At 54.8% G+C, this 26,540-nt stretch carries 26 protein-coding genes; 8 read left to right on the forward strand and 18 right to left on the reverse strand.

The window, feature by feature from the left end:
• Nucleotides 1-47: 47 nt before the first annotated feature.
• The 15 genes from DW806_RS04615 to rpmH form a co-directional block, all read right to left on the reverse strand.
• A complete protein-coding gene (locus DW806_RS04615) occupies nucleotides 48-440 on the reverse strand; it encodes a thioesterase family protein (protein WP_118729253.1) in 393 nt (130 codons plus the stop codon).
• 33 nt (nucleotides 441-473) lie between these two features.
• Nucleotides 474-1,766, reverse strand: a complete 1,293-nt coding sequence (serS, locus tag DW806_RS04620; protein ID WP_118729254.1) for a serine--tRNA ligase — start codon at nucleotides 1,764-1,766, stop codon at nucleotides 474-476.
• Nucleotides 1,767-1,799: 33 nt separating this feature from the next.
• Nucleotides 1,800-2,369: a hypothetical protein gene (locus DW806_RS04625; RefSeq protein ID WP_118729255.1), complete on the reverse strand. Its 570-nt coding sequence runs from the start codon at nucleotides 2,367-2,369 to the stop codon at nucleotides 1,800-1,802.
• Between the two features lie 12 nt (nucleotides 2,370-2,381).
• A complete protein-coding gene (locus DW806_RS04630) occupies nucleotides 2,382-3,257 on the reverse strand; it encodes a ParB/RepB/Spo0J family partition protein (protein WP_118729256.1) in 876 nt (291 codons plus the stop codon).
• The gene (locus DW806_RS04635; protein WP_116705075.1) at nucleotides 3,257-4,033 is read right to left on the reverse strand and encodes a ParA family protein; all 777 of its coding nucleotides are present in this window, start codon (nucleotides 4,031-4,033) and stop codon (nucleotides 3,257-3,259) included. The genes DW806_RS04630 and DW806_RS04635 overlap by 1 nt, the downstream gene beginning before the upstream one ends.
• Before the next feature lie 659 nt (nucleotides 4,034-4,692).
• The gene (locus DW806_RS04640) at nucleotides 4,693-5,526 is read right to left on the reverse strand and encodes a ParB/RepB/Spo0J family partition protein (protein ID WP_243022631.1); all 834 of its coding nucleotides are present in this window, start codon (nucleotides 5,524-5,526) and stop codon (nucleotides 4,693-4,695) included.
• Between the two features lie 262 nt (nucleotides 5,527-5,788).
• Nucleotides 5,789-6,493 (reverse strand): 16S rRNA (guanine(527)-N(7))-methyltransferase RsmG, encoded by a 705-nt coding sequence (gene rsmG, locus DW806_RS04645; RefSeq protein ID WP_118729257.1) that lies wholly within the window; start codon nucleotides 6,491-6,493, stop codon nucleotides 5,789-5,791.
• The gene (gene mnmG, locus DW806_RS04650; RefSeq protein ID WP_118729258.1) at nucleotides 6,490-8,376 is read right to left on the reverse strand and encodes a tRNA uridine-5-carboxymethylaminomethyl(34) synthesis enzyme MnmG; all 1,887 of its coding nucleotides are present in this window, start codon (nucleotides 8,374-8,376) and stop codon (nucleotides 6,490-6,492) included. Before mnmG ends, rsmG begins: the two co-directional genes overlap by 4 nt.
• A gap of 374 nt (nucleotides 8,377-8,750) precedes the next feature.
• Nucleotides 8,751-10,112 (reverse strand): tRNA uridine-5-carboxymethylaminomethyl(34) synthesis GTPase MnmE, encoded by a 1,362-nt coding sequence (gene mnmE, locus DW806_RS04655; protein WP_110435752.1) that lies wholly within the window; start codon nucleotides 10,110-10,112, stop codon nucleotides 8,751-8,753.
• 15 nt (nucleotides 10,113-10,127) lie between these two features.
• Nucleotides 10,128-11,165 carry an RNA-binding cell elongation regulator Jag/EloR gene (jag, locus tag DW806_RS04660; protein ID WP_118564344.1) on the reverse strand — a complete coding sequence of 346 codons (1,038 nt, stop codon included), beginning with the start codon at nucleotides 11,163-11,165 and terminating at the stop codon, nucleotides 10,128-10,130.
• Nucleotides 11,166-11,168: 3 nt separating this feature from the next.
• Nucleotides 11,169-12,176 carry a YidC/Oxa1 family membrane protein insertase gene (locus DW806_RS04665; protein WP_158578290.1) on the reverse strand — a complete coding sequence of 336 codons (1,008 nt, stop codon included), beginning with the start codon at nucleotides 12,174-12,176 and terminating at the stop codon, nucleotides 11,169-11,171.
• Nucleotides 12,177-12,282: 106 nt separating this feature from the next.
• Nucleotides 12,283-12,495 (reverse strand): membrane protein insertion efficiency factor YidD, encoded by a 213-nt coding sequence (gene yidD / locus DW806_RS04670; protein ID WP_110435755.1) that lies wholly within the window; start codon nucleotides 12,493-12,495, stop codon nucleotides 12,283-12,285.
• Nucleotides 12,492-12,836: a ribonuclease P protein component gene (rnpA, locus tag DW806_RS04675; protein ID WP_110435756.1), complete on the reverse strand. Its 345-nt coding sequence runs from the start codon at nucleotides 12,834-12,836 to the stop codon at nucleotides 12,492-12,494. Before rnpA ends, yidD begins: the two co-directional genes overlap by 4 nt.
• On the reverse strand, nucleotides 12,802-13,062 hold the full coding sequence (locus DW806_RS15115) for a hypothetical protein (RefSeq protein ID WP_158578291.1): 261 nt from the start codon (nucleotides 13,060-13,062) through the stop codon (nucleotides 12,802-12,804). The genes rnpA and DW806_RS15115 overlap by 35 nt, the downstream gene beginning before the upstream one ends.
• A gap of 80 nt (nucleotides 13,063-13,142) precedes the next feature.
• Nucleotides 13,143-13,277: a 50S ribosomal protein L34 gene (rpmH, locus tag DW806_RS04680; protein ID WP_110435757.1), complete on the reverse strand. Its 135-nt coding sequence runs from the start codon at nucleotides 13,275-13,277 to the stop codon at nucleotides 13,143-13,145.
• Between the two features lie 547 nt (nucleotides 13,278-13,824).
• Between rpmH and dnaA the strand changes: the two genes are divergently transcribed.
• The 8 genes from dnaA (at nucleotide 13,825) to gyrA (ending at nucleotide 24,326) form a co-directional block, all read left to right on the forward strand.
• Nucleotides 13,825-15,102: a chromosomal replication initiator protein DnaA gene (gene dnaA, locus DW806_RS04685; protein WP_243022633.1), complete on the forward strand. Its 1,278-nt coding sequence runs from the start codon at nucleotides 13,825-13,827 to the stop codon at nucleotides 15,100-15,102.
• A 426-nt stretch (nucleotides 15,103-15,528) separates the two neighbouring features.
• Entirely contained in the window at nucleotides 15,529-16,638 is a 1,110-nt protein-coding gene (dnaN, locus tag DW806_RS04690) for a DNA polymerase III subunit beta (protein WP_118729259.1), read from the forward strand.
• Nucleotides 16,631-16,837 carry a S4 domain-containing protein YaaA gene (gene yaaA, locus DW806_RS04695; protein ID WP_110435759.1) on the forward strand — a complete coding sequence of 69 codons (207 nt, stop codon included), beginning with the start codon at nucleotides 16,631-16,633 and terminating at the stop codon, nucleotides 16,835-16,837. The genes dnaN and yaaA overlap by 8 nt, the downstream gene beginning before the upstream one ends.
• A 76-nt stretch (nucleotides 16,838-16,913) precedes the next feature.
• Nucleotides 16,914-18,026: a DNA replication/repair protein RecF gene (gene recF / locus DW806_RS04700; protein WP_118729260.1), complete on the forward strand. Its 1,113-nt coding sequence runs from the start codon at nucleotides 16,914-16,916 to the stop codon at nucleotides 18,024-18,026.
• 269 nt (nucleotides 18,027-18,295) lie between these two features.
• On the forward strand, nucleotides 18,296-18,556 hold the full coding sequence (remB, locus tag DW806_RS04705; protein ID WP_110435761.1) for an extracellular matrix regulator RemB: 261 nt from the start codon (nucleotides 18,296-18,298) through the stop codon (nucleotides 18,554-18,556).
• Between the two features lie 154 nt (nucleotides 18,557-18,710).
• A complete protein-coding gene (gyrB, locus tag DW806_RS04710; RefSeq protein ID WP_118360549.1) occupies nucleotides 18,711-20,651 on the forward strand; it encodes a DNA topoisomerase (ATP-hydrolyzing) subunit B in 1,941 nt (646 codons plus the stop codon).
• 11 nt (nucleotides 20,652-20,662) lie between these two features.
• Complete coding sequence (locus DW806_RS04715) at nucleotides 20,663-21,685, forward strand: threonine aldolase family protein (protein ID WP_118729261.1); 1,023 nt, start codon at nucleotides 20,663-20,665, stop codon at nucleotides 21,683-21,685.
• A 58-nt stretch (nucleotides 21,686-21,743) separates the two neighbouring features.
• Nucleotides 21,744-24,326, forward strand: a complete 2,583-nt coding sequence (gyrA, locus tag DW806_RS04720) for a DNA gyrase subunit A (protein WP_118729262.1) — start codon at nucleotides 21,744-21,746, stop codon at nucleotides 24,324-24,326.
• 91 nt (nucleotides 24,327-24,417) lie between these two features.
• On the opposite strand, the gene DW806_RS04725 is transcribed toward gyrA, so the two are convergent.
• The 3 genes from DW806_RS04725 to DW806_RS04735 all read right to left on the reverse strand — a co-directional run bounded on the left by DW806_RS04725 (nucleotide 24,418) and on the right by DW806_RS04735 (nucleotide 26,504).
• Nucleotides 24,418-25,017 (reverse strand): zinc dependent phospholipase C family protein, encoded by a 600-nt coding sequence (locus tag DW806_RS04725; RefSeq protein WP_118360546.1) that lies wholly within the window; start codon nucleotides 25,015-25,017, stop codon nucleotides 24,418-24,420.
• Nucleotides 25,018-25,235: 218 nt separating this feature from the next.
• The gene (locus DW806_RS04730) at nucleotides 25,236-26,108 is read right to left on the reverse strand and encodes a radical SAM protein (protein WP_118729263.1); all 873 of its coding nucleotides are present in this window, start codon (nucleotides 26,106-26,108) and stop codon (nucleotides 25,236-25,238) included.
• Between the two features lie 78 nt (nucleotides 26,109-26,186).
• Nucleotides 26,187-26,504, reverse strand: coding sequence for a hypothetical protein (locus tag DW806_RS04735; protein WP_117750626.1), 318 nt, complete (start codon nucleotides 26,502-26,504; stop codon nucleotides 26,187-26,189).
• Nucleotides 26,505-26,540: the final 36 nt, after the last annotated feature.

A 26,540-nucleotide genomic window follows, 5' to 3' on the forward strand; every position in this document is an offset into this window, starting at 1 on the left:
AAAAAACGCTGTGGAATCTCTCCACAGCGTTTTTCTTTTGCTTATTTTTACTTGGACAGCTTGCTCTGTGCCTTCTGCTCAAAGCGCTCCTTCGCTACGATAGCGCGCTGATGCGTGCCCTCACCGATCAGGCCTGCCTCATCATATGCGGCAACCTTGAAGGTGAGCATCTTGCCGTTCGGCGCGATCTCGGTCAGCTCGGTCTCGATGCGGACTTCCATGCCCTCCGGCGTAGCGGCAACGTGGCTTACGTTTACCAGCGTGCCGACCGTGGTCTTACCCTCTTCCAGCTCACTGGCTACGCTGCCTGCTGCAGTGTTCTCGATAGCTGCGATCATCATCGGGGTGGCAAACACGGATACCAGACCGCTGCCTACATTGCATGCCAGCTGATCCTTGGTTACGGTGAACTTCTTCTCGCCCTTAATACCAACCTGCATTGGAATCTCTCCTTTTTTCTATAGTAAGATAAATTACTTTCTGCGGATCTCAGTCATGCCGCCCATATACGGCTGAAGCGGCTTCGGGATTGCAACCGAGCCGTCCTCACGCAGGTTGTTCTCGAGGAATGCGATCAGCATACGCGGAGGTGCAACAACGGTGTTGTTCAGCGTGTGTGCGAAGTACAGCTCCTTCGGATTCTCCTTGCTGCGGACACGGATGCCCAGACGGCGAGCCTGTGCGTCGCCAAGGTTGGAGCAGGAGCCTACCTCGAAGTACTTCTTCTGGCGCGGCGACCATGCCTCTACGTCGCAGGACTTAACCTTCAGGTCAGCCAGGTCGCCGGAGCAGCACTCGAGCGTACGAACCGGAATGTCCATCGAACGGAAGAAGTCAACCGTGTTCTGCCACAGTTTGTCATACCACATCTTGCTCTCTTCCGGCTTGCAGACAACAACCATTTCCTGCTTCTCAAACTGGTGAATACGGTATACGCCGCGCTCCTCGATGCCGTGTGCGCCGACTTCCTTACGGAAGCACGGAGAGTAGCTGGTCAGGGTCTGCGGAAGGGTTTCCTCATCGTTGATGGTGTCGATGAACTTGCCGATCATGGAGTGCTCGGAGGTACCGATCAGGTACAGGTCCTCGCCCTCGATCTTGTACATCATGTTCTCCATTTCCTTAAAGGACATAACGCCCTTAACGACATCACCGTGAATCATGAACGGCGGAATGTAGTAGGTGAAGCCGCGGTCGATCATGAAGTCGCGTGCGTAGGACAGGATGGAGGAATGCAGACGGGCAATATCACCCTTCAGGTAGTAGAAGCCGTTGCCGGAGGTGCGGCGTGCAGCATCGAGGTCGATGCCGTCGAAGGACTCCATAATATCAACGTGATACGGAACCTCGAAATCCGGAACGACCGGATCGCCAAACTTCTCAATCTCAACGTTCTCGGAATCGTCCTTGCCGATCGGAACGGACGGGTCAATGATGTTCGGGATGACCATCATACGGTTCTTGACTTCCTCAGCGAAGGTCTTTTCGTCCTCCTCGAGCTTGGTCATCTCGTCGGCCATTGCCTTAACCTCGGCCTTGATCTTCTCAGCCTCTTCCTTCTGACCCTTAGCCATCAGACCGCCGATTTCCTTGGACTTCTTGTTGCGCTGTGCACGCAGCTCGTCACAGCGGGTCTTGGCTGCACGGTACTTCGCGTCAAACTCGATGACCTCGTCAACCATCGGGAGCTTCTCGTCCTGGAACTTCTTCTTGATGTTTTCCTTTACCGCATCCGGATTGGTGCGGACAAATTTGATATCCAGCATTGTGTCTATATCTCCTTTTACATTATATACGTGTTATTCTTCCGTGTCGTTCGGCTCTGCATCCTGTGCTTTCTCAGCCTGCTCCAGTGCAGCTTTGACCGACTGGAACAGTTTGCTGATGTTCTCATCAAAGCCATCCTCGCTGCTGCCCAACAAACGCTCCTCGCTGTATTTCGTCAGCATTTCGTCGCAGGTCTTGCGGGCATCTGCGGTCTGCTTTGCCGCCAGGGAAACGCCGATCTGCGCAAGGTACTGATACACCTCACGCTCCTCCATACGCCGCTCGGTAGCACCGACTACATCGGTTGCCGCCTGCTCGCTGTCCAGCGTCTTGCGGACCTTATCCAGTGCAGTGTTCTGTATGTCATACTGCTTCTGTAAATCTTCCACTTTCTGGGTTGCGCCCTGTGCCACGGTCTGCTGCTGTGTCAGCTGTGAGCTTAGATTTTCGACCTGCTTGTCCGCACGCGACTGCGCCACATAGCTGATCAGGATCAGCGCAATCGCTACAGAAAACAGTCCGACGATATAAAAGGTCAGCGTGGTGCGGCTGAGCTTTTTCTCCGGCTTGTTCTGTTCCGGCTGCTTATTCTGCTCGTCCATTGCTTGCCTCCTTTATACACGCAGGTTTCGGAGTGCTTCACTGAGCCGCTCTAAATCTTCTGCGCCGTAATATTCCAGCGTCAGCTGGCCGCTGTGCTTGCCCTGCTGGATGCTGATCTTGCGTCCGAGGGCGCCCTCCAGCTCCTTCTCCAGCTCGGCAATGTAGTCCACGGAAACCTCGAGCGACTGCTCAGGCTTCTCGACCGGCTTTTTGTTCATGCGCTTGGCCAGCGCTTCCGACTGACGGACCGACAGGCCGACCATCTGTCTGGCTGCCTCTACGCGCTTATCCGCTTCGTTTACTGCAAGGACTGCCCGCGCGTGACCGCCGGAGATTTCGCCTTCGCTGACCATCGTCCGCACCTCGGTCGGCAAAGCCAGCAGACGCAGTGCGTTCGCTACCGCCGAACGGGACTTGACCACGCGCTTGGCAACCTGCTCCTGCGTCAGTCCGAACTGCTTCATCAGACGCTCATAGCCTTCGGCTTCTTCGATCGGGTTCAGGTCCTGCCGCTGCAGATTTTCGATCAGTGCCAGCTCCATGACCTCGTCTTCCTCAGCCTCAAGCACCATCGCAGGAATGTCTTCCAAACCTGCCTGACGTGCTGCACGCCAGCGGCGCTCACCTGCAATGATCTGGTAGTAGCCGTCCTTCTCGCCCTTGCGCACCGTGATTGGTGTGATGACGCCGTGCAGGCGAATGCTCTCTGCCAGCTCGTCCAGAGATACCTGATCAAAGACCTTCCTCGGCTGATCGGGATTCGGCTCGATTTTTGCCAAAGGCAGGTTTTTTGTGCCGTTATCCAGACTTTCTTCCATTAAATCGCTGGTATCACTGCCGAAAAGGTTGGACAAGCCGCCGCCCAGACCCATTTTTGCGCCTGCCATCAGCTTCTCCCCTTTCGGTCATTTTTCTTCAGAATCTCGTCCGCGAGAGCCAGATAAGCCTCTGCGCCGCGGCACATTCTGTCGTATGCCGTTATGGGCTTGCCGTGGCTCGGCGCTTCACTCAGACGCACGTTGCGCGGCACAACAGCCGAAAACACCTCGCCCGGGAAGTGCTTTTTCACTTCCTCAACCACCTGAATCGACAGATTGGTGCGTCCGTCAAACATGGTCAGCAGCACGCCTTCCATCACCAGCTTGCGGTTGAGCGCCTTCTTTACCATACGCACGGTCGTCATCAGCTGACTCAGACCTTCAAGCGCGTAATACTCGCACTGCAGCGGCACCAGAAAGCTGTCGGCCGCACACAGGCAGTTGAGCGTCAGCAGACCGAGTGACGGCGGACAGTCGATAAATACATAGTCGTAATCGTCCTTCACCTGATCGAGTACGTTTTTCAGACGGTACTCGCGGTCGGACATTCCAATCAAATCCAACTCAGCACCCGCCAGATTGACGTTCGCGCCCAGCAGATCAACCCACTTGGTCGATACGATTGCGCTCTTGACATCCGGCTGATCGGCTACAATCAAATCGTAAATCGAGGTTCCCAGTGAGCGCGGATCCACGCCAAAACCGGAGGTTGCATTGCCCTGCGGATCGAAATCACACAGCAGAACGCGCTTTTCGCGCTCTGACAACGCTGCCGCGAGGTTGATGGCGGTTGTAGTTTTTCCCACGCCGCCCTTTTGATTGGCAAACGCGATAATCTTCCCCATAGTCATTTCCTCTCGTCCATGGTTTTTTCTACGGATTTCATTATATCACATTGCACTTTTAATTGCAAAGCAATCACAGTATTTTTACAGCTGTTTCACGTGAAACATCAAGTATTTTGCCGTTTTGCAGGATACAACTGGTAAATTCATTGACTTTTGTTTCACGTGAAACAAAAGAGAGCCGTTCGGCTCTCTTACCTTATTATATATACATTTACACGCTCTCCAATCTGCTCCCGCCCTACCCAGAATTGCCGTGCATCATACACAGTAAAACCGTTGGTCGGCACTGTTATGCCGACCCTGCGTAGAGTAGCCGACATGTGTAGCAGTACATATATCTGTAAACTGCGATAGTCTACGAAAGTCACGCAAGAGTAACCCGACTGCCGTTCTCCTTTTCGCAGCGGTCGCCGCTCTCCGATTTTCGCCGTGCTTCCTAAAGGGAAAGGGGTAATTCACAAGAGGGTGGTACTCATTTAATCCGCGCACGGCGCGGAAAAAAGGTTTAGTGGCCTACGGGCAAACCTTGGTGTCTACCCTCTTGTGCGCCCGCGCGGCGTCAGCGCAGATTCCGTTTGCTTCGCAAGCAACTATCCCATGTTTCACGTGAAACAAAATCCGCCCTCCTGTGGAACAAAAGTGTTTCACGTGAAACATCAGCTTTTTGCGTGCGGAATATTGATTGTCAGCGTAATCCCATCCTCGTTTTCCTGCCGGTCTACGGTTGCACCGATTCCGGCGTCCACCATCACGCCGACCGCCCGATTGAGCGTATTCAGGAAAAAACGCACATCCTTAATAAGCCGCACAACATTATCCTTATGCGGCGGCTCGGTCAACTCCGGATGCTTTTTCTGCTCCAGCAGGTTCTCGATATACTCCTCCGATCGGCTGACGTTTAATTCGTTCTCGATAATATAGTGTGTGGCGTTCATCCGTTCCTCGTCATCACGCAGACGCAGCAGACAGCGCGCGTGCCGCTCTGTAAGGTTCGCACTGCGGATCAATTCCATATTTTGCGGAGAAAGCCGCAGCAGACGCAGCTTATTCGCCACCGCAGACTGTGTTTTCCCCACTTTGCGCGCGGCTTCCTCCTGCGTTAGTCCGTACTGATCGATCAGACGCTTGAAGCCGTAGGCTTCCTCGAAAAAATCCAGATCACGCCTTTGCAGGTTCTCCACGAGCGCAATCGCCGAGGAATCCTCGTTATCCGCCGCAATCAGCAGACACGGTACATCGTTAAGCCCCGCAACACGCGCCGCGCGCAGCCTTCTCTCCCCTGCCACAAGCTCGTAACCGCCTCCGGGAGCACGCCGTACGGTCAGCGGATTGAGCACGCCGTACTGCCGGATACTCTCTGCCAGCTGCGCGATTGCCTCCGGATCAAAGTATTTTCTCGGCTGATTGGGATTGCGCGCAATCTCACTCACGCGAATACGCCGCAGCGTGCGATCCTCTTTGCCGGAAACCAGTGTTAATACAGACATCATGGTCAACCACTCTCCAATTCGTCTTATTCGTTCATTTCATTCGCGCTTATCTCTGCCGCACCACCAGCAGAAATGTCGCCCTTGGTAATAGATTACCATATAATTACATATTGACAAGTAAAATCGACCGCACAATCTGCAAAATTCGACGAAAACATGACAAATTCTACTTGATATCTATATTTTCCCCTATTTTCGGACAAAAAATACCCTCTGTAATTTTCCGTACAGAGGGGTACTTTCCGTATATTTCTCGCCTGATTTACAGCGGCGAAGTCTGTATTTTCTTGAAGCGGCGCGGATACTTTTCCGGTGTTTCCTGTGTTTTCTGCAGGCGCACGATGGCTCGGGAAACCTCATCAAACGGCACAGTGTAGTGCAGCACTTCAGCGTCCGGCGCACCGAGAACCGTTCGGGCGTTTGCCGCTGTTTCAACTTCCTCTGTGCAGTCCTCGGCCTTCATGGCGAGGAACGCACCGCCGACCTTGACCATCGGCAGCGCAAGTTCACTCAGCACGCGCAGATCGGCTACCGCACGCGACACCGCAAGATCAAACGTGCCGCGGTTGTCCCTGGCGTAATCCTCCGCACGGGCATGCACCGCAGTAACGTTGGTCAGGCCCAGTTCGGCGATGACTTCATTTAGAAAATCAATGCGCTTGCGCAGTGCATCGAGCAGCACAAACTCGGTCTGCGGGCACAGAATCGCCAGCGGCATGCCCGGAAAACCGGCTCCCGTTCCCACATCGAGCACGCGTCCATCCTGCGGCATATACGGTGCAAGTGCCGCGCAATCGAGGAAATGCCGGGTCACGATTTCGGTCGGATCGGTAATGGCGGTCAGATTCATAACCTTGTTTTTCTCGCGCAGAATCTCGGAATAACGCAGTAAGTTGTCCGCTGCAAACGGACACTCTGCGACGCCCAGCTCGCGCAGACCGGCGGTCAAAAGCTCGCGTTCGGTCATGCCTTTTCCTCCTTTTTATGGGTCTCAATGTAGATCATCAGTGCCGTGATATCCGCCGGTGAAACGCCCGAAATACGGGCCGCCTGACCGAAATTCAGCGGCTTGACGGCGTTCAGTTTCTGACGTGCTTCCAGTCGCAGCGAGTCCACCTCGTTGTAGTCCAGATCGAGCGGCAGCGGGCGGCTCTGCAGCTTGCGGTACTGCTCCACATCACGCATCTGGCGCTCGATATAGCCCGCATATTTGACTCGAATTTCCACTTGCTCACGGATAACAGCGGGCAGCTCCGGACGCTCAGGATCGAACATTGCAAGGTCCGCATAGCTGAGTTCCGGGCGGCGCAGCAGGTCGATCAGCTTGCAGCCCGCCTTGAGCGGTGTGGAGTTTTTACCCGCAAGAAAGCCGTTCAATTTATCGCTCGGCACCACGCCGACCGAGGCTGTGCGGTCGATTTCTGCCTGCACGGCTTCGTACTTTTTACGCACTTTTTCTCCGCGTTCCGGCGGATTTAAGCCAACTCGAACACCAATCGGCACCAGACGCTCATCTGCGTTATCCTGCCGCAGAAGCAGGCGATACTCCGAGCGTGAGGTCATCATGCGGTAGGGTTCGCTCGTGCCGCGCGTCACCAGATCATCGATCAGCGTACCGATGTAGCCGTCCGCACGGTCGAGTACAAGCGGCTTCTCACCCTTGATTTTGAGCGCAGCATTGATGCCCGCAACCAGTCCCTGCGCAGCCGCCTCCTCATAGCCGGACGAGCCGCAGAACTGGCCTGCGCCGTACAGTCCGGACACCTTTTTCGTCTCGAGCGTCGGCCGCAGCTCCAGCGGGTCGATGCAGTCATACTCGATGGCGTACGCCGGCCGCATAATCTCCGCGTTCTCCAATCCCTTGACCGAGCGCAGCATCTCGCGCTGCACGTCGAACGGCATGGACGACGAGAAGCCCTGCACATAGACCTCCTCGGTGTCCAGACCCATCGGCTCAAGGAACAGCTGATGGCGCGGCTTATCCGCAAAGCGCACCACTTTGTCCTCGATAGACGGACAATAGCGCGGTCCCACGCCCTCAATCTGGCCGCCGTACAGCGGCGAACGGCTCAGATTTGCGCGGATGATTTCATGTGTTTTCGCGGTTGTGTAGGTCAGATAACACACCGCGCGGTTGTCCGGCGGGTGGTCGGTCTCAAACGAAAACGGGATGATCTCATCCTCACCGGCCTGCTCCGCCAGATCGGTATAATTGATTGAACGGCGATTGATGCGCGGCGGCGTACCCGTCTTAAACCGCTGCAGCCGCAGTCCCAGACCGCGCAGCGACTCGGTGAGCGGCTTGGCTGCCGCCATGCCGTCCGGACCGGATTCACGGGTATACTCGCCGATGATCACACGTCCGCCGAGGAATGTGCCGGACGCAATGACAGCCGCCTTGACCGGATGTCGTGCGCCGATGGCGGTAACAACCGCGGAAACGGCACCGTTCTCCACCTCAACGGAAACGATCTCGTCCTGCATGAGGAACAGGTTTTCCTGCCGCTCAAGCGTGTGCTTCATATACTCTCTGTATTTAATGCGGTCGGCCTGTGCACGCAGCGAGTGCACTGCCGGTCCCTTGCCGCGGTTGAGCATGCGGTACTGGATGCAGGCCGCGTCAGCCGCACGCGCCATCTCACCGCCGAGCGCATCTATCTCGCGTACAAGGTGTCCCTTAGCTGTGCCGCCGATCGCCGGATTGCACGGCATATTGCCTACGGCGTCCAAATTGATCGAAAAACACGCTGTTTTTGCACCCAAACGTGCTGCAGCCAGTGCCGCCTCAATACCGGCATGACCGGCGCCGATCACCGCTACATCAAAACTCTCCGCCGGAAAAACCGTCATTGGCGCTCTCTCCCCTTTCAAAAAATTCCTGTGATTTCGGTTGTGTGAAACCTGTGCGTAACTGTTGATAACTCTGTGGATACTGTTGATAACTTGTGAGTTTTTGACCATATTTTTATACGCACAGTTTTATTTCCGTTTTATTATTACAATAAGTAGTTAAATATAGGGCAATTTTCCGGGTTGTCCACTATATCTCGTATACCGCCGGATAGAAGTTGTGCACAAGTGGTTTTTACCTCATTTTTACCTGCGGACATACAGTATATATCATACACGATTTCAGCATAAAATAAAAGAGGACGTTTGCACAGATTGCAAACGTCCTCTCTGAATTTTAAGTGCAATTTCTCTTAATAGCAGCTGCAGCTGCATCACTTTCCGACGCAGAAGTCGCTGAAAATGCGGGTAACGACCGCATCGGTCACGGTTTCGCCGGTGATCTCGCCCAGTGCGGTAATCGCGCCCTCGGCATCCATCACGACCGCATCCGGCGTCATACCGGATTGCGCCGCATACAGCGCTGCTTCACAGCGTTCGGCAGCACGCGCCAGCGCCGCCGCCTGTCTTGCGTTAGTGATGAGTGCACCGTCAAACGCACCGTCGCCCAGACCCACGGTTCGCGGGATAAGATTGAGCAGCTTATCCAGTCCGTCACCGGTTTTCGCAGAAAGCGGCACGATATGCAGGAAGTGCTTTTTCAGCAGCTTTTCATCCAGCTGCTGCGGCAGATCGACCTTGTTCACAACCGCGATCGCGCGGTGGCCTGCCGAGCGTGCCAGCACGAGCATATCCTCGTCACTGATGGGCTTGGAGCCATCAAACACAGCTAGGATGAGCGAGGAAGCCGAAGCCTCCGCCATCGCCCGGTCAATGCCCGCCTGCTCCACCGGATCGTCCGTGTTGCGCAGACCGGCGGTGTCGGTCACGCGAAGCAGAATCTGTCCGACCTTGACATTCTCCTCGATGAGATCGCGGGTCGTTCCCGGAATATCGGTCACGATCGCCCGCTCGCGGCCGAGCAGCGTGTTCAGCAGCGTGGACTTGCCGGCGTTCGGCCTTCCGAGGATAACGCACGGTACGCCTTCTCTAAGAATACGGCCGCGCTCATAGCTTTCCGCCATGCTGTACAGACGGCTTGTCGTGCGGTGCAGCAGTGCTGCGGCGTCCTCGAACAGCACCGGATCAATGTCCTCGTCCGGGAAATCCACGACCGCGTGGAAATGCGCCACCATGCCGAGCAGCTCATCGCGCATCTGCTGCACGGGAGAGCCGACCGCGCCCATGACCTGTGCCGCCGCATTCTGCGCCGCCTCTGCGGTGCGCGCGGTGATCAGATCATGCACGGCTTCAGCCTCAGAAAGGCCCATTTTGCCGTTTAAGAAGGCGCGGCGGGTAAACTCACCTGCCTCTGCCTGCCGCACGCCCTGCGCGAACAGAGCGTCCAGACCGGCACACAGCACGGCTGTCGAGCCGTGGCACTGCAGCTCCGCCATCGTTTCACCCGTATAGGTGTGCGGTGCATGCAGCGCGACAGCGTAGCAGCAGTCGATCACATTACCGGACTTGTCCGTCAGCGTGCCGTAAACCAGCTTCTGCGAGGGTGCTTCCGTAAGCGGCTTGCCGTTCTTCGCCTGAAAAACGGCATTTATCGCTTCGATTGCGCGTTCACCCGACACGCGGATCAAACCGATCGGTCCGCCGGAGGAGGAAATTGCGGCAATCGTATCGTTCATAACGAATACCCCGATTTAACCGCGGTCGCGGTTGCGATAGCTGTTATCCGGCGCAATAACAACGCGGCGACCCGGCTCGGTGCCGGTCGAATAGGTGGTCACACCGTTGAAGTCCTGCAGCGCGGCATGGATGATGCGGCGCTCATACGGGTTCATCGGCTCAAGCGTCATGGAGCGATGCGCCTTAACGACCTTCATCGCCATCTTGCGGGCCAGACGCTCCAGGCTTTCCGCGCGCTTCTCGCGGTAATTTTCGGTATCGACAGACAGACGAACGTGCTCATCCAGTGCATTATTCAGCACCAGAGAGCCGAGGTACTGGATGGCATCCAGCGTGTCGCCGCGGCGGCCGATGATCGGGCCCATATCCGGACCGGAAATCTCCAGACGGAGCTGGTCGCACTCTACCTGCGGCAGGGTCTTAACCTGACCCTCAACGCCCATCTTTGCCAGCAGACCGGTTACAAAATCGGTAGCCAGCTTTTCCGCCTGCTGCATGCCTGCTTCGGAAACCGGGATCAGCTCACGCTCCTTGGGAACGGACGGCGTGATCGGACGGTCCTCACGCGGGCGGCGCGGACGGCGGTCACGGCCATTGCGGTCGCCGCGGTCACGGCGCGGACGGTCGCTGCGCTCACGGCGCGGCGGACGCTCAAACTCCAGCTTTTCCGGTACAAAGTCTGCCGGAGCAGCCTTTACCAGACGAGGCGTGTTATCATCCGTGGTGATGGACAGCTTCTGCGGCTTCTCTGCGGGTTTCTCCTGCTTCGGAGCCGGCTTTTCCGCCTTGACAGCAGGCTTCTCCTGCTTCGGCTCAGCCTTGGGAGCGGGCTTGCGCTCCTCACGCTTTACCTCCGGCTTTGCCGCCGGAATATCCGGTGCTTCATAGGTCACGCGCACACGTGCCGGCGTTGCGCCGATACCCAGAAAGCCCTTTTTGCCGATCTCGAGTACCTCTACCGATACATCGTCGCGCTCCAGACCGAGCTGCTTGAGGGCATTCTCGACTGCTGCGTCACGGTTTTCACCGGTAGCCTCTAAAAACTTCTGCATGATTTACTTGTCCCCCTTTTTGTTCTTTGCGTTCTGGGACTGCTGCTTCTGTGCAGCCTTGTGTGCTTCACGCTTGGCCTGCTTCTCTGCCTCGATGCGGGCAGCCTCAGCAGCCTGCTTGGCCTCCTGCTTGCCGCGGAGCGTCTTGGTGAGGATGATCTCCTGTACGCAGGTAAATACGTTGTTGAAGATCCAGTAGATGCCGATCGCACCCGGAAGAATGAACGCGAAGTACAGCGACATCAGCGGCATCATAAAGTTGAGCATCTTCATCTGACCTGCTGCCGCAGAGTTCTGCGTGCCCTGCATCTTCTGCATGATGTAGGAGGACAGGAATGCGGTCAGACCGGACAGGATCGGGATGATCCAGATAATGCTCGGATGAGAGATGGACGGCGTATCAGCCAGATTCAGACCGAAGAAGTGAAAATCCAGCGGGAAAATGGTCTCGCCGCTCTGCAGGCAGTTGGTAACAGCATCCGAGAAATGGCCGCTTCCGTCCACGAAAGCGTTCAGCTTCTCGGCGATCAGGATCTGAACGGTGTAGTTTGCGCCCGCAAGCTGATCCAGACCGATCATCTGCGCCAATGCGATAACTGTCTCGCGGCTCAGGCCGACGATGTACTGCAGCGGCTGCTGAACCGCATAGTACAGACCCATCATGATCGGCAGCGGGATGAGGTTGGGCAGGCAGCCGCTCATCGGGCTGACGCCGTGCTTCTCATACAGCTTCTGCATCTCCTCGTTGAGCTTGACACGGTTGTTCGCGTACTTCTTCTGCAGCTGCTGGAGCTCGGCGTTCATCGCGCTCATGGCGAGCATACTCTTCTTGCTCTTGATGGTCAGCGGGATGCAGACCAGCTTTACCAGCAGCGCGAACAGGATAACGGCGATACCGTAGTTCTGCACGATGCTGTACAGCCACTGCAGGAGCAGGCCGAACGGTCGAACGATCAAAATACCGAACAGCTTCGGATCTTTGATCAGGTTAGAAAGTTGATCCAGGGTCATAAAAACCTCCATGTTAAATTGTAAAACGACACAGTGAAAAGGATTTTGCAAAGCAAAATCCTCACTTTACCGCCGTAAGGCAGTATAAAACATGATCCCGTTCCTATTATGGAACCGGATCATAGGGTCCTCTCTTAGAGAAAGGATTGCAGCGGCAGATGCGCTTAAACGCCAGCCAGCCGCCCTTAATCGCGCCGTATTTCTCGATGGCCTCGATCGCGTACTGCGAGCAGGTCGGGATATACCGGCAGCAGGGCGGTTTGTTTGGAGAAATATACCGGCGATAAAACCGGATCATCGCCAGCAGCAGCCGCTTCATGTCCGAGCTGCCGCAACCTTGTTGTCCTTCAAGGCGCGCAGCAGCGATTTTTCGATTTCCTGATAGCTTGCGCCTACGGCCCGTACCCGTGCGACCAGCACAAGGTCGATGCCGTCGGCAAATTTGTCCTCGTTGAGACGGTACGCCTCACGAAACAAACGCTTGATGCGGTTTCTTTTCACCGCACACGCCAGCTTGGCGCTGACGGTGAGCCCCAGCCGGTTGTAGCCGAGCTTGTTCCTGCGGCAGTAGATCACAACGTGTTTTCCTGCCGTGGACACGCCACGATGATACAATCGGCGGAATTCATGGTTTTCCTTTAAGGATACTGTTTTTTTCATCTTCTGATGCTCCCGTTTTTTCCTGATGCCCTCGAAAAAAACGTATTTTTTCTTTGCATCTGATGGTTTGCAAAGCTGATTTTACTGTTTCGTTCGTTTCGGTCAGTAAAATCCGAACCGGAATACCGTATTTTCGCTGCATGGACTGCACCCTAAACAGAATGACACCGCTCCAGACAGCGATTGCTTGAGTGGTGTTGCCCGTAAACGAAAAAACGAGCCGCACGAATGCGGCTCGTTACGAACTCTTTTGCGCCGCTGGCGCGAATTTTCAGGAAGTCTGAATACTCCCTTTACAGGCTGTCATTAAGCAGACAGCTTAGCGCGACCCTTAGCGCGACGGCGTGCAAGTACCTTGCGGCCGTTGGACGTGGACATACGCTTACGGAAGCCGTGCTCCTTGGAGCGCTGACGCTTCTTCGGCTGGAACGTTCTCTTCATAACTTTGTGCACCTCCCTGTTCTAAAATTTACAGATGGGCACCGGCATAGGTCCGGCGCAAGACGCGGGCATATGCCGCTGCCTGTCTGCATAATAGGATACGATATTTATTATCCTATATAGGTTCGATTTTGTCAAGCATTTTTTCCGACCCTCGGAACGAATTTCAGCAGTTTGCACAGGTTGTCAACATGTTGTGGATAAATAGAAACATATGCTCAACGGCTTGCGGAATCACGGTTTTCGGCAATCTGCGGATTTTCGGATTTTCGCGGAAAATCCGTCTATTTTCGATGAATTTTTGCAGAAATTCCGCAGTTTTCATAAAAAACGCCGTGCATTTTTCCCAACCGGCTTTAATTTTCGATTATTTTGACGTAAAAAACGCCGATTTTTTTAAATTTCGCGAAGTAAATAAACCGGTTCGGCTGTTCAAAATCATGCTGCCACGCGGCATGCCGCCGAACAGTTATCCACATCGACGCATTGAACTTGTGGATAAAATATGCTATTATAAAATAGAATCATTATCGACAGGAGGCGCCCTATGGCAAACAATATATTGGAGATGGCGCTCGAGCAGCTGGACTTCCCTCCTTCCACCATTTCCGCTTGGTTTGACGACGTAACGGTCGTTTCCTTTGGGGATAATCGGCTGGTGCTGCACTCTCCGGTGCCCTTTAAGAAAGAATTTATCGAGTCCAAATTTATCGCTCCTTTACAGGATGTGCTGCACAACCTGACCGGCGACCCGATCACGGTCGTTGTGGTGACCGGCGAATACACCGCGCCGAGCACGAGCACTTCTCCGTATGACGACTACACATTTGAGCGTTTTATCGTTGGTTCGAGCAACAAATTCGCGCATGCGGCTGCACTTGCGGTTTCGCAGCGCCCGGCGGCAGAGAACAACCCGCTTTTTATCTACGGCAACTCGGGTCTGGGTAAAACGCATCTGATGTACGCGATCGCAAACGTGCTGCGCCGCACCCATCCAGAATACCGCATTATATATGTAAAGGGTGAGGATTTCACCAACGAGCTGATCACCGCCATCCAGGAAGGCAACGTACAGGCATTCCGCAACAAGTACCGCATGGTTGACCTGCTGCTGCTGGATGACGTGCAGTTCATCGCCGGCAAGGAGCGCACGCAGGAGGAATTTTTCCATACCTTTAACGCTCTTTATGAGGCAAAAAAGCAGATCGTGCTCACTTCTGACCGTCCGCCGAAGGAAATCAACACACTCGAGGACCGCATGAAGACCCGTTTTGAATGGGGTCTGCTGGCTGATATTCAGCCGCCTGATTTTGAGACCAGAATCGCTATTATCCGTGATAAAGCGGTCAAAATGGGCGTTGAACTGCCCGATGACGTATCCAACTACATTGCAGAGAATATTCAGGCAAATATCCGCCAGCTCGAAGGCGCAGTCAAAAAGATCAAGGCCATGCACGAGCTGATGGGCGAACGCATCACGGTTTCGCTCGCGGAAAACGCGATTGACGCGCTGCGCACCGAGAATCCGGGTCTCAATCCGACACCGGAGCGCATTATGGAAGCGGTAGCGAACTACTTCTATATCCCGGTCGAGCAGATGATCTCGCAGAACCGCTCCAAGGATGTGGCCTACCCGCGGCAGATGGCAATGTACATGATCCGGCAGGAGCTTGAATACTCCTTCCCCGATATTGCAAAGATATTCAAGCGCGACCATACCACCGTCATGCACGCCTGCAACAAGATCGAGGAGGAGCGCAAGAACTCCCGTGAGACCGAGGACGTCATCAAAAAGCTGCATAATAATATCCGCGGCGACGGCTGATCTTTACCGTGCATTCGTGCAAAACGGCTTTTCCACAGCCTAAAAATGCACAGCCTAATTATCCCCAATCAACCTGTGGATTCCACATGGATAACTCTGTGGATAAACAGTGGGGTTATTTTCACTGTGTATCGTTTATTTTTCATCCACAACCTCCTGTGTACGACATTTCCCGCGCCATACCTGAGGATTTTCGGGTTTTCCCCAATTTCCCCAGGTACTACTACGAATACTATATCCTATCTTTCTATTCTGTGTGATCTTTCTCGCCGCCGGCAATACCTGCTGAAAGCTGTTCGCGTGTCGAGGACACAGTCATTAAGAGGTGTGTGCCATCGCACAGTATTCGCCGATGCATATTTATAAATATGCAAACATTGCATAAATCGACTCTTTGTTTTATTTCCATTTTTGAGAGGAGCAACTATGAAGTTTTCCTGTGAAAAAGAAACCCTGCTGAATTTGCTCAACATCGCCTCCCGCGCAGTAACCGGCAAAAGCTCGATGCCGCTGCTCGAAGGTCTGCTGCTGGCAGCCGATGCAGACACTCTGACCATCACCGGCTACGATCTGTCCATGGGCATCCGCACGACCGCGCAGGTCGATGTGGTAGAGCCCGGCAGAATCGTACTGAATTCCCGTCTGTTCTGTGACATCGTTCGCAAGCTGCCGCAGGACGTGGTCTACCTTGAGACCGACGACAAGCTGATGACCACCATCAAGTGCGGCCGGTCGGTGTTCAACCTGATGGCCAGCGAGGCTGACGAATATCCGGCTCTGGCTGATGTGGCCAGCGACAAGGGACTCTCTCTGCCGCAGCCCATCCTCAAGAGCATGATCGCGCAGACCATTTTCTCGGTTTCGGATAACGAATCCAAGCCCATCCACACCGGCTGCTTGTTTGAAATCGAAGGCAGCCGCCTGAACGTCGTGGCCGTTGACGGCTACCGCCTGTCTGTACGCCGTGAGACCGTCGAGGGCGTTCCCGATGATATGAAGTTTGTTGTGCCGGGCACGTCCCTGCGCGAGATCGAACGAATTCTGGACGATGATGACGATATTGTCGAGATTTTCCCGGATTCCAAGAACATTTTGTTCCGCATCGGCGGCACGACCCTCATCACCCGTCTGATCGACGGCGAGTTTCTCAACTACCGTGCGGCCATTCCGAAGGAGTTCGAGCACGAGGTTTCGGCGGATCGCCAGGAGCTGATCCAGTGCATCGAGCGTGTCTCCCTGATCGTGTCGGAAAAGCTGAAAAACCCGATCCGCTTCCACTTTGACGGCTCGTATGTGCAGATGTCGTGCGTGACCGCGATCGGCAAGAGTTATGACGAATGCCCGTTTGACGGCTCGATCGAGAACCTTGAGATCGGCTTCAACAACCGTTACATTCTGGAGGCGCTGCGCGCGGCCGGCGATGAGCAGGTGAAGCTGCAGCTCAAGGGAGCGCTCAACCCGATGATCATTTCGCCGATGGAAGGCGATAAATACACCTATCTTGTACTGCCTGTGAGACTGAAAGCCAATGACTGAAATTAAAATTGAAACCGAATTCATCAAACTTGATGCACTGCTCAAATTTGCAAACCTGGTAAGCTCCGGCGGCGAAGCGAAGATCCGCATTGCCGAGGGCGAAGTGCTGGTAAACGGCGAAATCTGCACCATGCGCGGCAAAAAACTGCGTTCCGGTGACACGGTAGAGCTGGACGGCGCGAAGGTCTGCATCAAATAAAATAAACACTATGTATGATAACGAACGCAATTTTGCGTGTCCGTTATCATACAAATCGCCTAATATGGAGAAGCCCATGTACATCAAGTCGTTAAAACTGCAGAATTTCCGCAACTACGCGGACGAATCGTTTGCGTTCGATCCGGCGGTCAACCTGATCTGCGGCGAAAACGGACAGGGCAAAACCAACCTGCTCGAAGCGGCAGCGGCCTGCTCGACCATGCGGCTGTTTCGCACGGCTCAGAAAAAAGAGGGGCTGCGGTTCGGAGAGAATCATGCTTTCATCTTTGCGGATTTTGTCGCGCAGGAGCGCGATATTTCGCTTGAACTGCGGTTTTCCCGCACCAAAGCGATGGAAATCTATAAAAACGGTGTGCGACAGAAACGCCAGTCAGACACACAGGGACTGCTCAAAACCGTACTGTTCTGCCCGGAGGACCTGATGCTTGTCCGCGCCGGAGCGGCGGCTCGGCGTCGGTTTCTCGATACTGCGCTGTGCCAGATGCGGCCAAACTATGCGCGCTATCTCGAGGAGTACAACCGTCTGCACGAGCATAAAACGCGCATTCTGCGCGACAGTGAAGAAAAGCCTTCCCTGCTCTCCATGTGGGAGGATTTCTCGCTTCGCATGGCGCATATCGGCGCGCAGATTATCCGCTACCGCGCGTACTACTGCCGTAAGCTGCTCAAGGCTGCGGCCGCCGTCTATGCGGATATTGCGCCGCACGAGGTGCTCTCCGGTGTGTATAAGACCGTGTCGAGTGTCAGCGACCCGTTTGCAGACGCACGGACAATCGAAAAGCAACTCATCGACCATGCGTTCAGCCATAAGACCGCTGAGATTGCAGCAAAAAGCTGTCTCTCCGGTCCGCATAAGGACGATTTGGAGCTGTTGCTGGATGGCCGCAGTGCCGCTTCCTTCGGCTCTCAGGGACAGGTGCGGACCTGCACATTATCGCTTAAACTCGCCGAGCGTGAGCTGTTCTTCGACGAGGACGGCGAGTATCCGGTGCTGCTGCTCGACGATGTGCTCAGCGAGCTTGACCGCCGTCGTCAGGACTTTGTGCTCAACCGCATATCGGCGGGTCAGGTCATGATCACCTGCTGCGAGGACGGCATCTCGGAAAAGCTGCGTGCAGGCGCGGTTTTCCATATCCAAAACGGCAAAAAATCCGCAGAAACACACTAAAATCACATATTTTTACAAACTATTGCACGGCGGGAACAGATACCACCTCGAAATTCCCTGCCGTGCCCTTGTTTTCTTTCAAAAAAACAGAGAAATATTTGTTTTTCCTTAGGTTTAGGGTACACAATTAGTGAAAAAAGTGGTATAATTAAATCCAGTTAGTAATTAGGAATTGGGGTGTCGCGCACGGCGCGATTGTTGAAACGGATAGAAAATCCGCAGGACTTTAATTACGCATTACTAATTTCTAATTATTCCGGAGGAATAGAATGTATTTACATTTAGGTCAGGACTACATCGTGCCCTTGCAGAGCGTAGTTGCGGTGTTCGATATGGACACGGCGACCGCATCCAAGCGCACGCGCCTGCTGCTCGAACGCCTGCAGGACGAGGGACGGATCATCGAGCTGTACGACGATCTGCCGCGTGCGGCTGTGCTGTGCGAAAACGCCCTCGGCGAGACCCTGTACCTGACGCAGCTTTCTCCGCAGGCTATTCAAAGACGTGCGGAAAAGGGCTACGCCGTTTGATAATTGAAAATTGAGAATGGGTAATGGAGAATGAAGGTTCGGCGCGGTGCGCTGTGATTTAATAAAAGCATAACCGCGCAAGGATAGCGGCATTTTCCATTTTCAATTCTCAATTATTTTGTTCCCGCAATTTCTGGAAAGGAAATTTAACGATATGAGTGAAGAAATCGAAATCAAGGACGAAGTGCTCGACCTGAAGGTTACCGAGACCTATGATGAAAATCAGATTCAGGTACTCGAAGGCTTAGAGGCTGTCCGCAAACGCCCGGGTATGTACATCGGCTCTACCTCGGCACGCGGTCTGCACCATCTGGTGTACGAAATCGTCGATAACTCGATCGACGAGGCGCTGGCAGGCTACTGCACGCACATCGAAGTTACGATTGAAAAGGGCGATATCATCCGCGTTGCCGATAACGGCCGTGGTATTCCCTGCGGTATTCACCCGCAGATGGGCATCCCAACGCTCGAGGTTGTACTCACCGTCCTGCACGCAGGCGGCAAGTTCGACGGTTCCGGCTACAAGGTATCCGGCGGCCTGCACGGCGTTGGTTCGTCGGTCGTAAACGCGCTGTCCGACTGGCTGGAGGCCGAGGTACGCGATGGCCATACCAAGCACTACATGCGCTTTGAGCGCGGTGTAACGACCGTCAAGATGCGCGATACGCCGTGTGAGAGCGAAACCGGCACGACCATCCGCTTCCACGCGGACCCGGAGATCTTCGAGACTACGGTCTACGAATACGATGTACTCGAAAAGCGTCTGCGCGAGCAGGCGTTCCTGAACGCCGGACTCAAGATCACGCTGCGCGACGAGCGCGACGATGAGCCGGTCGAGGAGGTCATGCACTACGAGGGCGGTATCCGTCAGTTCGTGGAGCACCTCAATCGCACGAAGACGCCGCTGCACGATCAGGTGATCTACATGGAGGGCAGCCGCGATACCTCGATGGCCGAGGTTGCCATGCAGTATACCGACAGCTACAGCGAGCTGATGCTGTCCTTTGCCAACAACATCAACACCACCGAGGGCGGTACGCACGAGACCGGCTTTAAGGCTGCTCTTACCCGTGTACTCAACGATTACGGCAAGAAATACAAGCTGCTCAAGGACGATGAGTCCTTCAAGGGCGAGGACGCGCGTGAGGGTCTGACCGCGATTATCTCGGTCAAGCTGCAGGAAGCACAGTTCGAGGGCCAGACCAAGACCAAACTGGGCAACAGCGAAATGCGTGCGCTGGTGGACGCGATGGTTTCCGAGAAGCTGATGACCTTCTTCGAGGAGAACCCGCAGGTAGCGCGCACCATCATCGAAAAGGCGCAGACCGCCGCGCGTGCCCGCGAGGCTGCAAAGAAGGCGCGCGAGATGACCCGCCGCAAGTCTGCACTGGATTCGGCTTCCCTGCCGGGCAAGCTGGCGGACTGCATTGAAAAGGATCCGACCTACACCGAAATCTACATCGTCGAGGGTGATTCCGCAGGCGGCTCCGCCAAGGAAGGCCGCGACCGCCGTCATCAGGCGATCCTGCCGCTGTGGGGCAAGATGCTGAACGTCGAAAAAGCGCGTCTCGACCGTGTTTACGGCAACGACAAGCTGACTCCGATGATTACCGCGTTCGGCGCGGGCTTCGGTGATGATTTTGACCTCGCAAAGCTGCGTTACGGCAAGATCATCCTGATGGCCGATGCCGATGTGGACGGCAGCCATATCCGCACCCTGCTGCTGACATTCTTCTTCCGCTTCATGCGCCCGCTGATCGAGCACGGCCATGTGTTCATCGCACAGCCGCCGCTGTTCAAGAACGAAAAGGGCAAGGATGTCCGCTACACCTACACCGAGGAGCAGCAGCGCGACTGCATCGCTGAAATGGGCGACAACGTGCGCGTACAGCGCTACAAGGGCCTCGGCGAGATGGATCCGCAGCAGCTGTGGGAGACCACCATGGACCCGGAGCATCGTACACTGCTGCAGGTTACGATGGAGGACGCGGCAGCCGCCGATGAAACCTTTGCACTCCTGATGGGCGAAAAGGTAGAACCCAGACGCGAATTTATCGAGCGAAATGCAAAATATGTAATGAATTTGGACGTATAAGGGAGAAAACTATGCTGTTTTTTGAAAATGATTACGGTTATGGCGCACACCCCAAGGTTTTAGAACATCTGGCACAGACGAATATGGAGCCGGTTTCCGGCTACGGCAACGATAAATTTACCGCTTCGGCGGCAGAAAAGATTAAAGCGGCGGCGGACTGCCCGGACGCTCAGGTGTATTTTCTGACGGGCGGCACACAGACCAACATGGTCGTTATTGATACGCTGCTCCGTCCGTATGAGGGCGTTGTGGCGTCCTCCTGCGGGCATGTGAACACGCATGAAGCCGGCGCCATCGAGTCCACCGGACACAAGGTGCTGACCGTTCCGCATAAGAACGGCAAGCTAGATGCGGACGATCTCCGCGAATATGTTCAGACCTTTTACGCGGACGCAAGCCATGACCATATGGTATTTCCCGGCATGGTGTACATCTCCCATCCGTCTGAATACGGCACGCTTTACACGAGAAACGAGCTGGAGCGCATTTCTGCCGTTTGCAAGGAGTTTGCCATGCCGCTGTTTCTGGATGGTGCACGCCTCGGCTACGGCCTCACGGCGGATACCGATGTGACACTGGCAGACATCGCAAAGCTCACTGATGTGTTCTACATCGGCGGCACCAAATGCGGCGCACTCTGCGGTGAAGCCGTTGTGTTCACGCACGGAAATATGCCGCGCCAGTTTGTCACGATGGTCAAGCGCCGCGGCGCAATGATCGCAAAGGGCCGTCTGAACGCGCTGCAGTTCGATGCCTTGTTCACTGATGGGCTGTACGAGAAAATCTGCGCACCGGCGGTCAAACTCGCCATCAAGCTGCGGGACGGTCTCAAAGCAAAGGGATATCGCTTCGCGATCGAGTCCCCCACCAACCAGCAGTTCATCATTGTAGAAAACAGCAGACTGCCTGAACTGAAAACCAAGGTAGTTTACAGCTTTATAGAGAAATACGACGCGGAGCATACGGTCATCCGTCTGACGACCAGCTGGGCGACGACCGAGGAGCAGGTGGACGAGCTTCTCAGTATCCTCTAAGCGATAAAAACAGTCGTTTTCGGCTGAAAGCCAACACTTTTGGAGGCAAAATTAAAATATGAGTCAAGAATACGAACAGCAGAAAATCATGCAGGTCGATCTCGAACGCGAGATGAAGAAAAGTTATATCGACTATGCAATGAGTGTTATTGTCGGCCGCGCGCTGCCGGATGTGCGCGACGGCCTCAAGCCGGTACACCGCCGCATCCTGTACGCCATGTACGAGGACGGCCTGACCTCGGATAAGCCCTACCGCAAGTCGGCAACGACCGTCGGTAATGTGCTCGGCCGCTACCATCCGCACGGTGACGCATCGGTTTATGACGCGATGGTGCGTATGGCGCAGCCGTTCTCGCTGCACTATCCGCTGATCGACGGTCACGGCAACTTCGGTTCCGTGGACGGCGACCCTCCGGCAGCTTACCGTTACACCGAGGCCCGCATGGCCAAGCTGGCAAACTACATGCTGGCGGATATCAAGAAAAACACGGTCGATTTCCAGCCGAATTTCGATGAGGAGCGCCAGGAGCCGGTCGTACTGCCCTCCCGCTTCCCCAACCTGCTGGTGAACGGCTCGTCCGGTATCGCGGTCGGCATGGCGACCAACATCCCGCCGCATAATCTTTCCGAGGTCATCGACGGCACCTGCTATGTCATCGACCATCCGGAAGCCGAGATGGACGAGATCTGTCAGTTTATCAAGGGCCCGGACTTCCCGACCGGCGGCGTTATCATGGGCCGCAGCGGCATCCGTGCGGCTTATGCAACCGGCCGTGGCAAGATCAAGGTTCGCGCAAAGACCGAAATTGTTGATCTGCCGAACGGCAAGAGCCAGATTATCATCACCGAGATTCCGTACATGGTCAACAAGGCGCGTCTGGTCGAGTCCATGGCAAATCTCGTCAAGGATAAGCGCGTGGAGGGTATCACGAATATCCAGGACCATTCCTCGCGTGAAGGCATGCAGATTGTGGTCGATATCCGCCGTGACGCGAACGCGCAGGTCATCCTCAATCAGCTGTTCACCTACTCTCAGCTTGAGGATACCATTTCGATGATTCACATCGCGCTCGTGCCGGGTGCGGGCGGCAAGCTGCAGCCGCGTGTGCTGACGCTGCGCCAGATTCTCGATCAGTATATCGGTTTCCAGAAGGACGTTGTCGAGCGCCGCACGCGTTTTGATCTCAAGAAGGCGCGCGACCGTGCACACATTCTGGAAGGTCTCAAGGTCGCAACCGACAATATCGACCGTATTATTGCCATCATCCGCGCTTCCAGAAACGAAGCTGAAGCCAAGGAAAACCTGATGGCAGAGCCGTTCTGGATTGATCAGATTGCGTTGCTCGGCATCGTGGACGGCTCGGAGCACTTCGAGTTCCACCTCGACGAGCCGCAGGCGCAGGCCATCGTAGATATGCGTCTGGGCCGCCTGTCCGGTCTGGAGCAGGAGAAGATCAACGACGAGTATAAGGATCTCGAGAGCCGCATTGCGGGCTTTGAGGAAATTCTGTCGTGCGATGCGAATATTCTTGCTGTTGTCAAGCAGGAGCTGCAGGAAATCAAGCAGAAGTACGGCGATGAGCGACATACCCGCATCGAAAATGTAGCAGATGAGATTGACATTGAGGATCTCATAGAGCAGCAGGACTGCGCCTATACCCTCACCCACTTCGGCTATATCAAGCGCCAGCCGACCTCGGTTTACCGCGCACAGCGCCGCGGCGGCCGCGGTGTTTCCGCAATGAGCACCCGTGAGGAGGACTTCGCAAAGGATATCTTCACCGCGTCCACGCATGACACCATCCTGTTCTTCTCGGATCGCGGCAAGGTTTACAAGCTGAAGGGCTACCAGATTCCGGAGACCGGACGCTCGGCAAAGGGTATGAACATTGTAAACCTGCTGGAGCTGGAAAGCGGTGAAAAAATCACCGCAATGTTCCCGATTCAGGAGTTTGCAGATGATAAGTTCCTGTTCTTCGTCACCCGTCAGGGTATTGCAAAGCGTATCGTGCTGAGCGACCTGCAGAACATCCGCCGCGCGGGTCTGCGTGCGCTCAACCTCAACGAGGATGACGCACTGGTTGACGTTCGCCTGACCGACGGCGAGCAGAACATCCTAATTGCCACCCACGAGGGCAAGGCCATCTGCTTTGACGAGAACGAGGTTCGTGCAATGGGCCGTGTGGCTACCGGCGTGCGCGGCATCAAGCTGGCTGAGGGCGATTACGTTATCGGCGCGGCGCGTGCCCGCAAGGACGCATATGTGCTCTCCATTACCGAGAACGGCTACGGCAAGCGCACCCCGGTCGAGGAGTTCACCGTGCATCATCGCGGCGGCGGCGGCATGATGCTGCATAACCTGACCGAAAAGACCGGTCTGGTGGCAGGCATCGCGGTTGTAGACAGCGAAAACGACGTTATGATCATCACCGATGACGGCGTTATCATCCGTACCGGCGTTGAGGAGATCCGCGAATGCGGCCGCGGCTCGCAGGGCGTTATCGTAATGCGCACCGGTGAGGACGTGAAGGTTATCTCGATTGCCCGCACGGACAAGGAGGAGGAAGACCCGGCAGAAGCCGAGGAAGAAACCTCTGAATCCGCTGAAAACGCAGAGTCCACCGAAGCAGCTGAAGAATAAACAGCAAAAGACGAGTCCGTTTGAACTCGTCTTTTTGTACCTGAAAAACAGAAAAACCGCCTGTAAAGGCGGTTTTTTGACTTATACAGTTTTACGCGGTAGCGACTGCAGTATCCTCGACCTGCTCGTAAACGATGCTGATGATAGACAGCACCACGGTAGCGGTAGCGATGCAGATATGCTGCAGATCGTCGTTGATGCCATGCGGCTTAGTCGAAGTGCGGTAAGCCTCGTGCATCGTGGAAATGCGGTTCACGAGTGTGTCCACGGTCGTGGGCGGAATGATGGGACTTGCCCATTTCTCAAACTTATCTTCGGTCATACGGCGGCGAATTACCAGTGCAACGCGCTTTTCATAAACATAATGTGCGAGCAGATTGTGCTCGTAGATATCGTCGTTGTGCGGGTAGGTGAAAAAGTCGGTCATGTAGTGGCAGATTTCGCCGAGATCGACCGACAGCTCGCGTCCGTTGGTACGCCCGATGGTATACTTGTGCGTAAAAGTGCGGATTTTTTCCATCACCTCATCCATCATAATGGACGGGTTATGGCGTTTGGTGAGGTAAGTACCGGTCAGATCCGGTTTCAGATTGCCGTAAATAAAGCCGCTCTGATCAAAGGTCACGCCGCAGGTCTGCTCAACGTAATCCATCAGCAGATTTGCAACGCGAATGTGGGATACGGAATCCATTTATCAGTCCTCCAAGACGGAACATATGTTAATGCTAACAGTAAATATTAAATTAACAATTTCTTAACACCCGAAAAGCATCCTCTCCGCTTTTCACGATTAAAGCTAGTATAGCACACTTTTTGCACATTGTCTCGCTTTTTTGAAAATTGTAACGCAAACAACACAGAATGTTAACAATTTTGCGGATTATCACAATTTAAGTTGCATTAAATTGGTTATCTTGCCCGGTATTGCTCGCTCTTGAATTTGATTTTGCCCTCAAGTGCCTTGCGCAGACGTGCACACATGGCTTCCCTGTCCTGATTGAGCGTGCCCGCCAGATTAACGTAGTTAGACGCGTGATTTGCACGGAAAACACTGCCCTCGGAGTCGATATGCTCGAGCAGGATGAGGGTTTCGTGCGCGATTTCAATCGGGTTCATCAGGTAGAAACGGCCCTCCTGCCAGTCGCGCATGAGCGGTGTCGGCAGCTCAAACAGCAGGGTCAGCAGGCCGATGTACTCTGGCTTCATGCGGGAGAGTGCTCCTGCGGTCTTGATGGCGTGCTCCTCGCTCAGCTCCAGCGAGCCGAGACCCGCAATGCAGGTAACGGACAGCTTCATGCCGGCTTCCTTGACCATCAAACCCGCACGAACGATCTCATCGGCGGTTTCGCCCTTGTTGATGCGGCGCAGTACCTCATCCGAGCCGGATTCCAGACCCAGATAGATCATCTCCAGACCTAAATCGTGCAGCATGTTCAAATCTTCCTGCTTTTTGCACAGAATGGACGCTGGAGAGCCATAGCTGGTAACGCGCTCACACTCCGGAAATACCTTCTTGATGTAGCGCAGGATTTCTGCCATGTGCTCGGGACGGCACATCAGCGCATCACCGTCTGCCAGAAAAATACGGCCGACACGGCGGTACATGCGGCGTGCCTCGTCAAAATCTGCCTTGACCTCCTCCAGCTTGCGTACGCGGAAACGCTTTTCCTTGTACATATCGCAGAAGGTGCACTTGTTGTGGCTGCAGCCGATGGTGACCTGCACAATTAGGCTGTATGCCTCAGAGGGCGGACGAAAAACTCTGCCTTCGTATTCAATCATGGGTAAAAACTCCTTATTTTAGCTATTTGGATAAACAAAACGGACGGAGTATTCCGTCCGTTTGCTGGTAACATTGGGTTAGTCCTCTTCGGCTTCCGGCTCTTCCTCGGCCTCAGCCTGCGGCTCCTCAGCCGCCGGTTCAGCTGCCTTGGGCGCATCGTCAAATGCGTCCTGATATACCGAAGTATCCGCACACTCCTCTGCGCATGCGCAGGAGGCACAGTCGGACTCGGCACGCATCATTTCCTCCAACTCATCCATGGCCTTCAGTTCAGCCTCGTGGTAAACTTCCTCTTCACGCTTTTTCTGAAGCATGACAAGCGCTGCGGTAGCACCGGCTGCACAGGCAAGGCTGGTCAGCAGCAGACCTGCTTTCACCTTGGTAGAATTTTTCACGGTATCCACTCCCTCTCAAATGATGCGGAACTATTG

The organism is Butyricicoccus sp. AM32-19, assembly GCF_003480365.1.
Taxonomy (GTDB): domain Bacteria; phylum Bacillota; class Clostridia; order Oscillospirales; family Butyricicoccaceae; genus Agathobaculum; species Agathobaculum butyriciproducens.

What these genes read in the sequence shown, in the direction of transcription:
- DW806_RS04615 (WP_118729253.1), bottom strand. Translation starts at nt 440, where the DNA reads ATGCAGGTTGGTATTAAGGGCGAGAAGAAGTTCACCGTAACCAAGGAT.
- serS (WP_118729254.1), bottom strand. Translation starts at nt 1,766, where the DNA reads ATGCTGGATATCAAATTTGTCCGCACCAATCCGGATGCGGTAAAGGAA.
- DW806_RS04625 (WP_118729255.1), bottom strand. Translation starts at nt 2,369, where the DNA reads ATGGACGAGCAGAATAAGCAGCCGGAACAGAACAAGCCGGAGAAAAAG.
- DW806_RS04630 (WP_118729256.1), bottom strand. Translation starts at nt 3,257, where the DNA reads ATGGCAGGCGCAAAAATGGGTCTGGGCGGCGGCTTGTCCAACCTTTTC.
- DW806_RS04635 (WP_116705075.1), bottom strand. Translation starts at nt 4,033, where the DNA reads ATGGGGAAGATTATCGCGTTTGCCAATCAAAAGGGCGGCGTGGGAAAA.
- DW806_RS04640 (WP_243022631.1), bottom strand. Translation starts at nt 5,526, where the DNA reads ATGATGTCTGTATTAACACTGGTTTCCGGCAAAGAGGATCGCACGCTG.
- rsmG (WP_118729257.1), bottom strand. Translation starts at nt 6,493, where the DNA reads ATGACCGAACGCGAGCTTTTGACCGCCGGTCTGCGCGAGCTGGGCGTC.
- mnmG (WP_118729258.1), bottom strand. Translation starts at nt 8,376, where the DNA reads ATGACGGTTTTTCCGGCGGAGAGTTTTGATGTAGCGGTGATCGGCGCC.
- mnmE (WP_110435752.1), bottom strand. Translation starts at nt 10,112, where the DNA reads ATGAACGATACGATTGCCGCAATTTCCTCCTCCGGCGGACCGATCGGT.
- jag (WP_118564344.1), bottom strand. Translation starts at nt 11,165, where the DNA reads ATGCAGAAGTTTTTAGAGGCTACCGGTGAAAACCGTGACGCAGCAGTC.
- DW806_RS04665 (WP_158578290.1), bottom strand. Translation starts at nt 12,176, where the DNA reads ATGACCCTGGATCAACTTTCTAACCTGATCAAAGATCCGAAGCTGTTC.
- yidD (WP_110435755.1), bottom strand. Translation starts at nt 12,495, where the DNA reads ATGAAGCGGCTGCTGCTGGCGATGATCCGGTTTTATCGCCGGTATATT.
- rnpA (WP_110435756.1), bottom strand. Translation starts at nt 12,836, where the DNA reads ATGAAAAAAACAGTATCCTTAAAGGAAAACCATGAATTCCGCCGATTG.
- rpmH (WP_110435757.1), bottom strand. Translation starts at nt 13,277, where the DNA reads ATGAAGAGAACGTTCCAGCCGAAGAAGCGTCAGCGCTCCAAGGAGCAC.
- dnaA (WP_243022633.1), top strand. Translation starts at nt 13,825, where the DNA reads ATGGCAAACAATATATTGGAGATGGCGCTCGAGCAGCTGGACTTCCCT.
- dnaN (WP_118729259.1), top strand. Translation starts at nt 15,529, where the DNA reads ATGAAGTTTTCCTGTGAAAAAGAAACCCTGCTGAATTTGCTCAACATC.
- yaaA (WP_110435759.1), top strand. Translation starts at nt 16,631, where the DNA reads ATGACTGAAATTAAAATTGAAACCGAATTCATCAAACTTGATGCACTG.
- recF (WP_118729260.1), top strand. Translation starts at nt 16,914, where the DNA reads ATGTACATCAAGTCGTTAAAACTGCAGAATTTCCGCAACTACGCGGAC.
- remB (WP_110435761.1), top strand. Translation starts at nt 18,296, where the DNA reads ATGTATTTACATTTAGGTCAGGACTACATCGTGCCCTTGCAGAGCGTA.
- gyrB (WP_118360549.1), top strand. Translation starts at nt 18,711, where the DNA reads ATGAGTGAAGAAATCGAAATCAAGGACGAAGTGCTCGACCTGAAGGTT.
- DW806_RS04715 (WP_118729261.1), top strand. Translation starts at nt 20,663, where the DNA reads ATGCTGTTTTTTGAAAATGATTACGGTTATGGCGCACACCCCAAGGTT.
- gyrA (WP_118729262.1), top strand. Translation starts at nt 21,744, where the DNA reads ATGAGTCAAGAATACGAACAGCAGAAAATCATGCAGGTCGATCTCGAA.
- DW806_RS04725 (WP_118360546.1), bottom strand. Translation starts at nt 25,017, where the DNA reads ATGGATTCCGTATCCCACATTCGCGTTGCAAATCTGCTGATGGATTAC.
- DW806_RS04730 (WP_118729263.1), bottom strand. Translation starts at nt 26,108, where the DNA reads ATGATTGAATACGAAGGCAGAGTTTTTCGTCCGCCCTCTGAGGCATAC.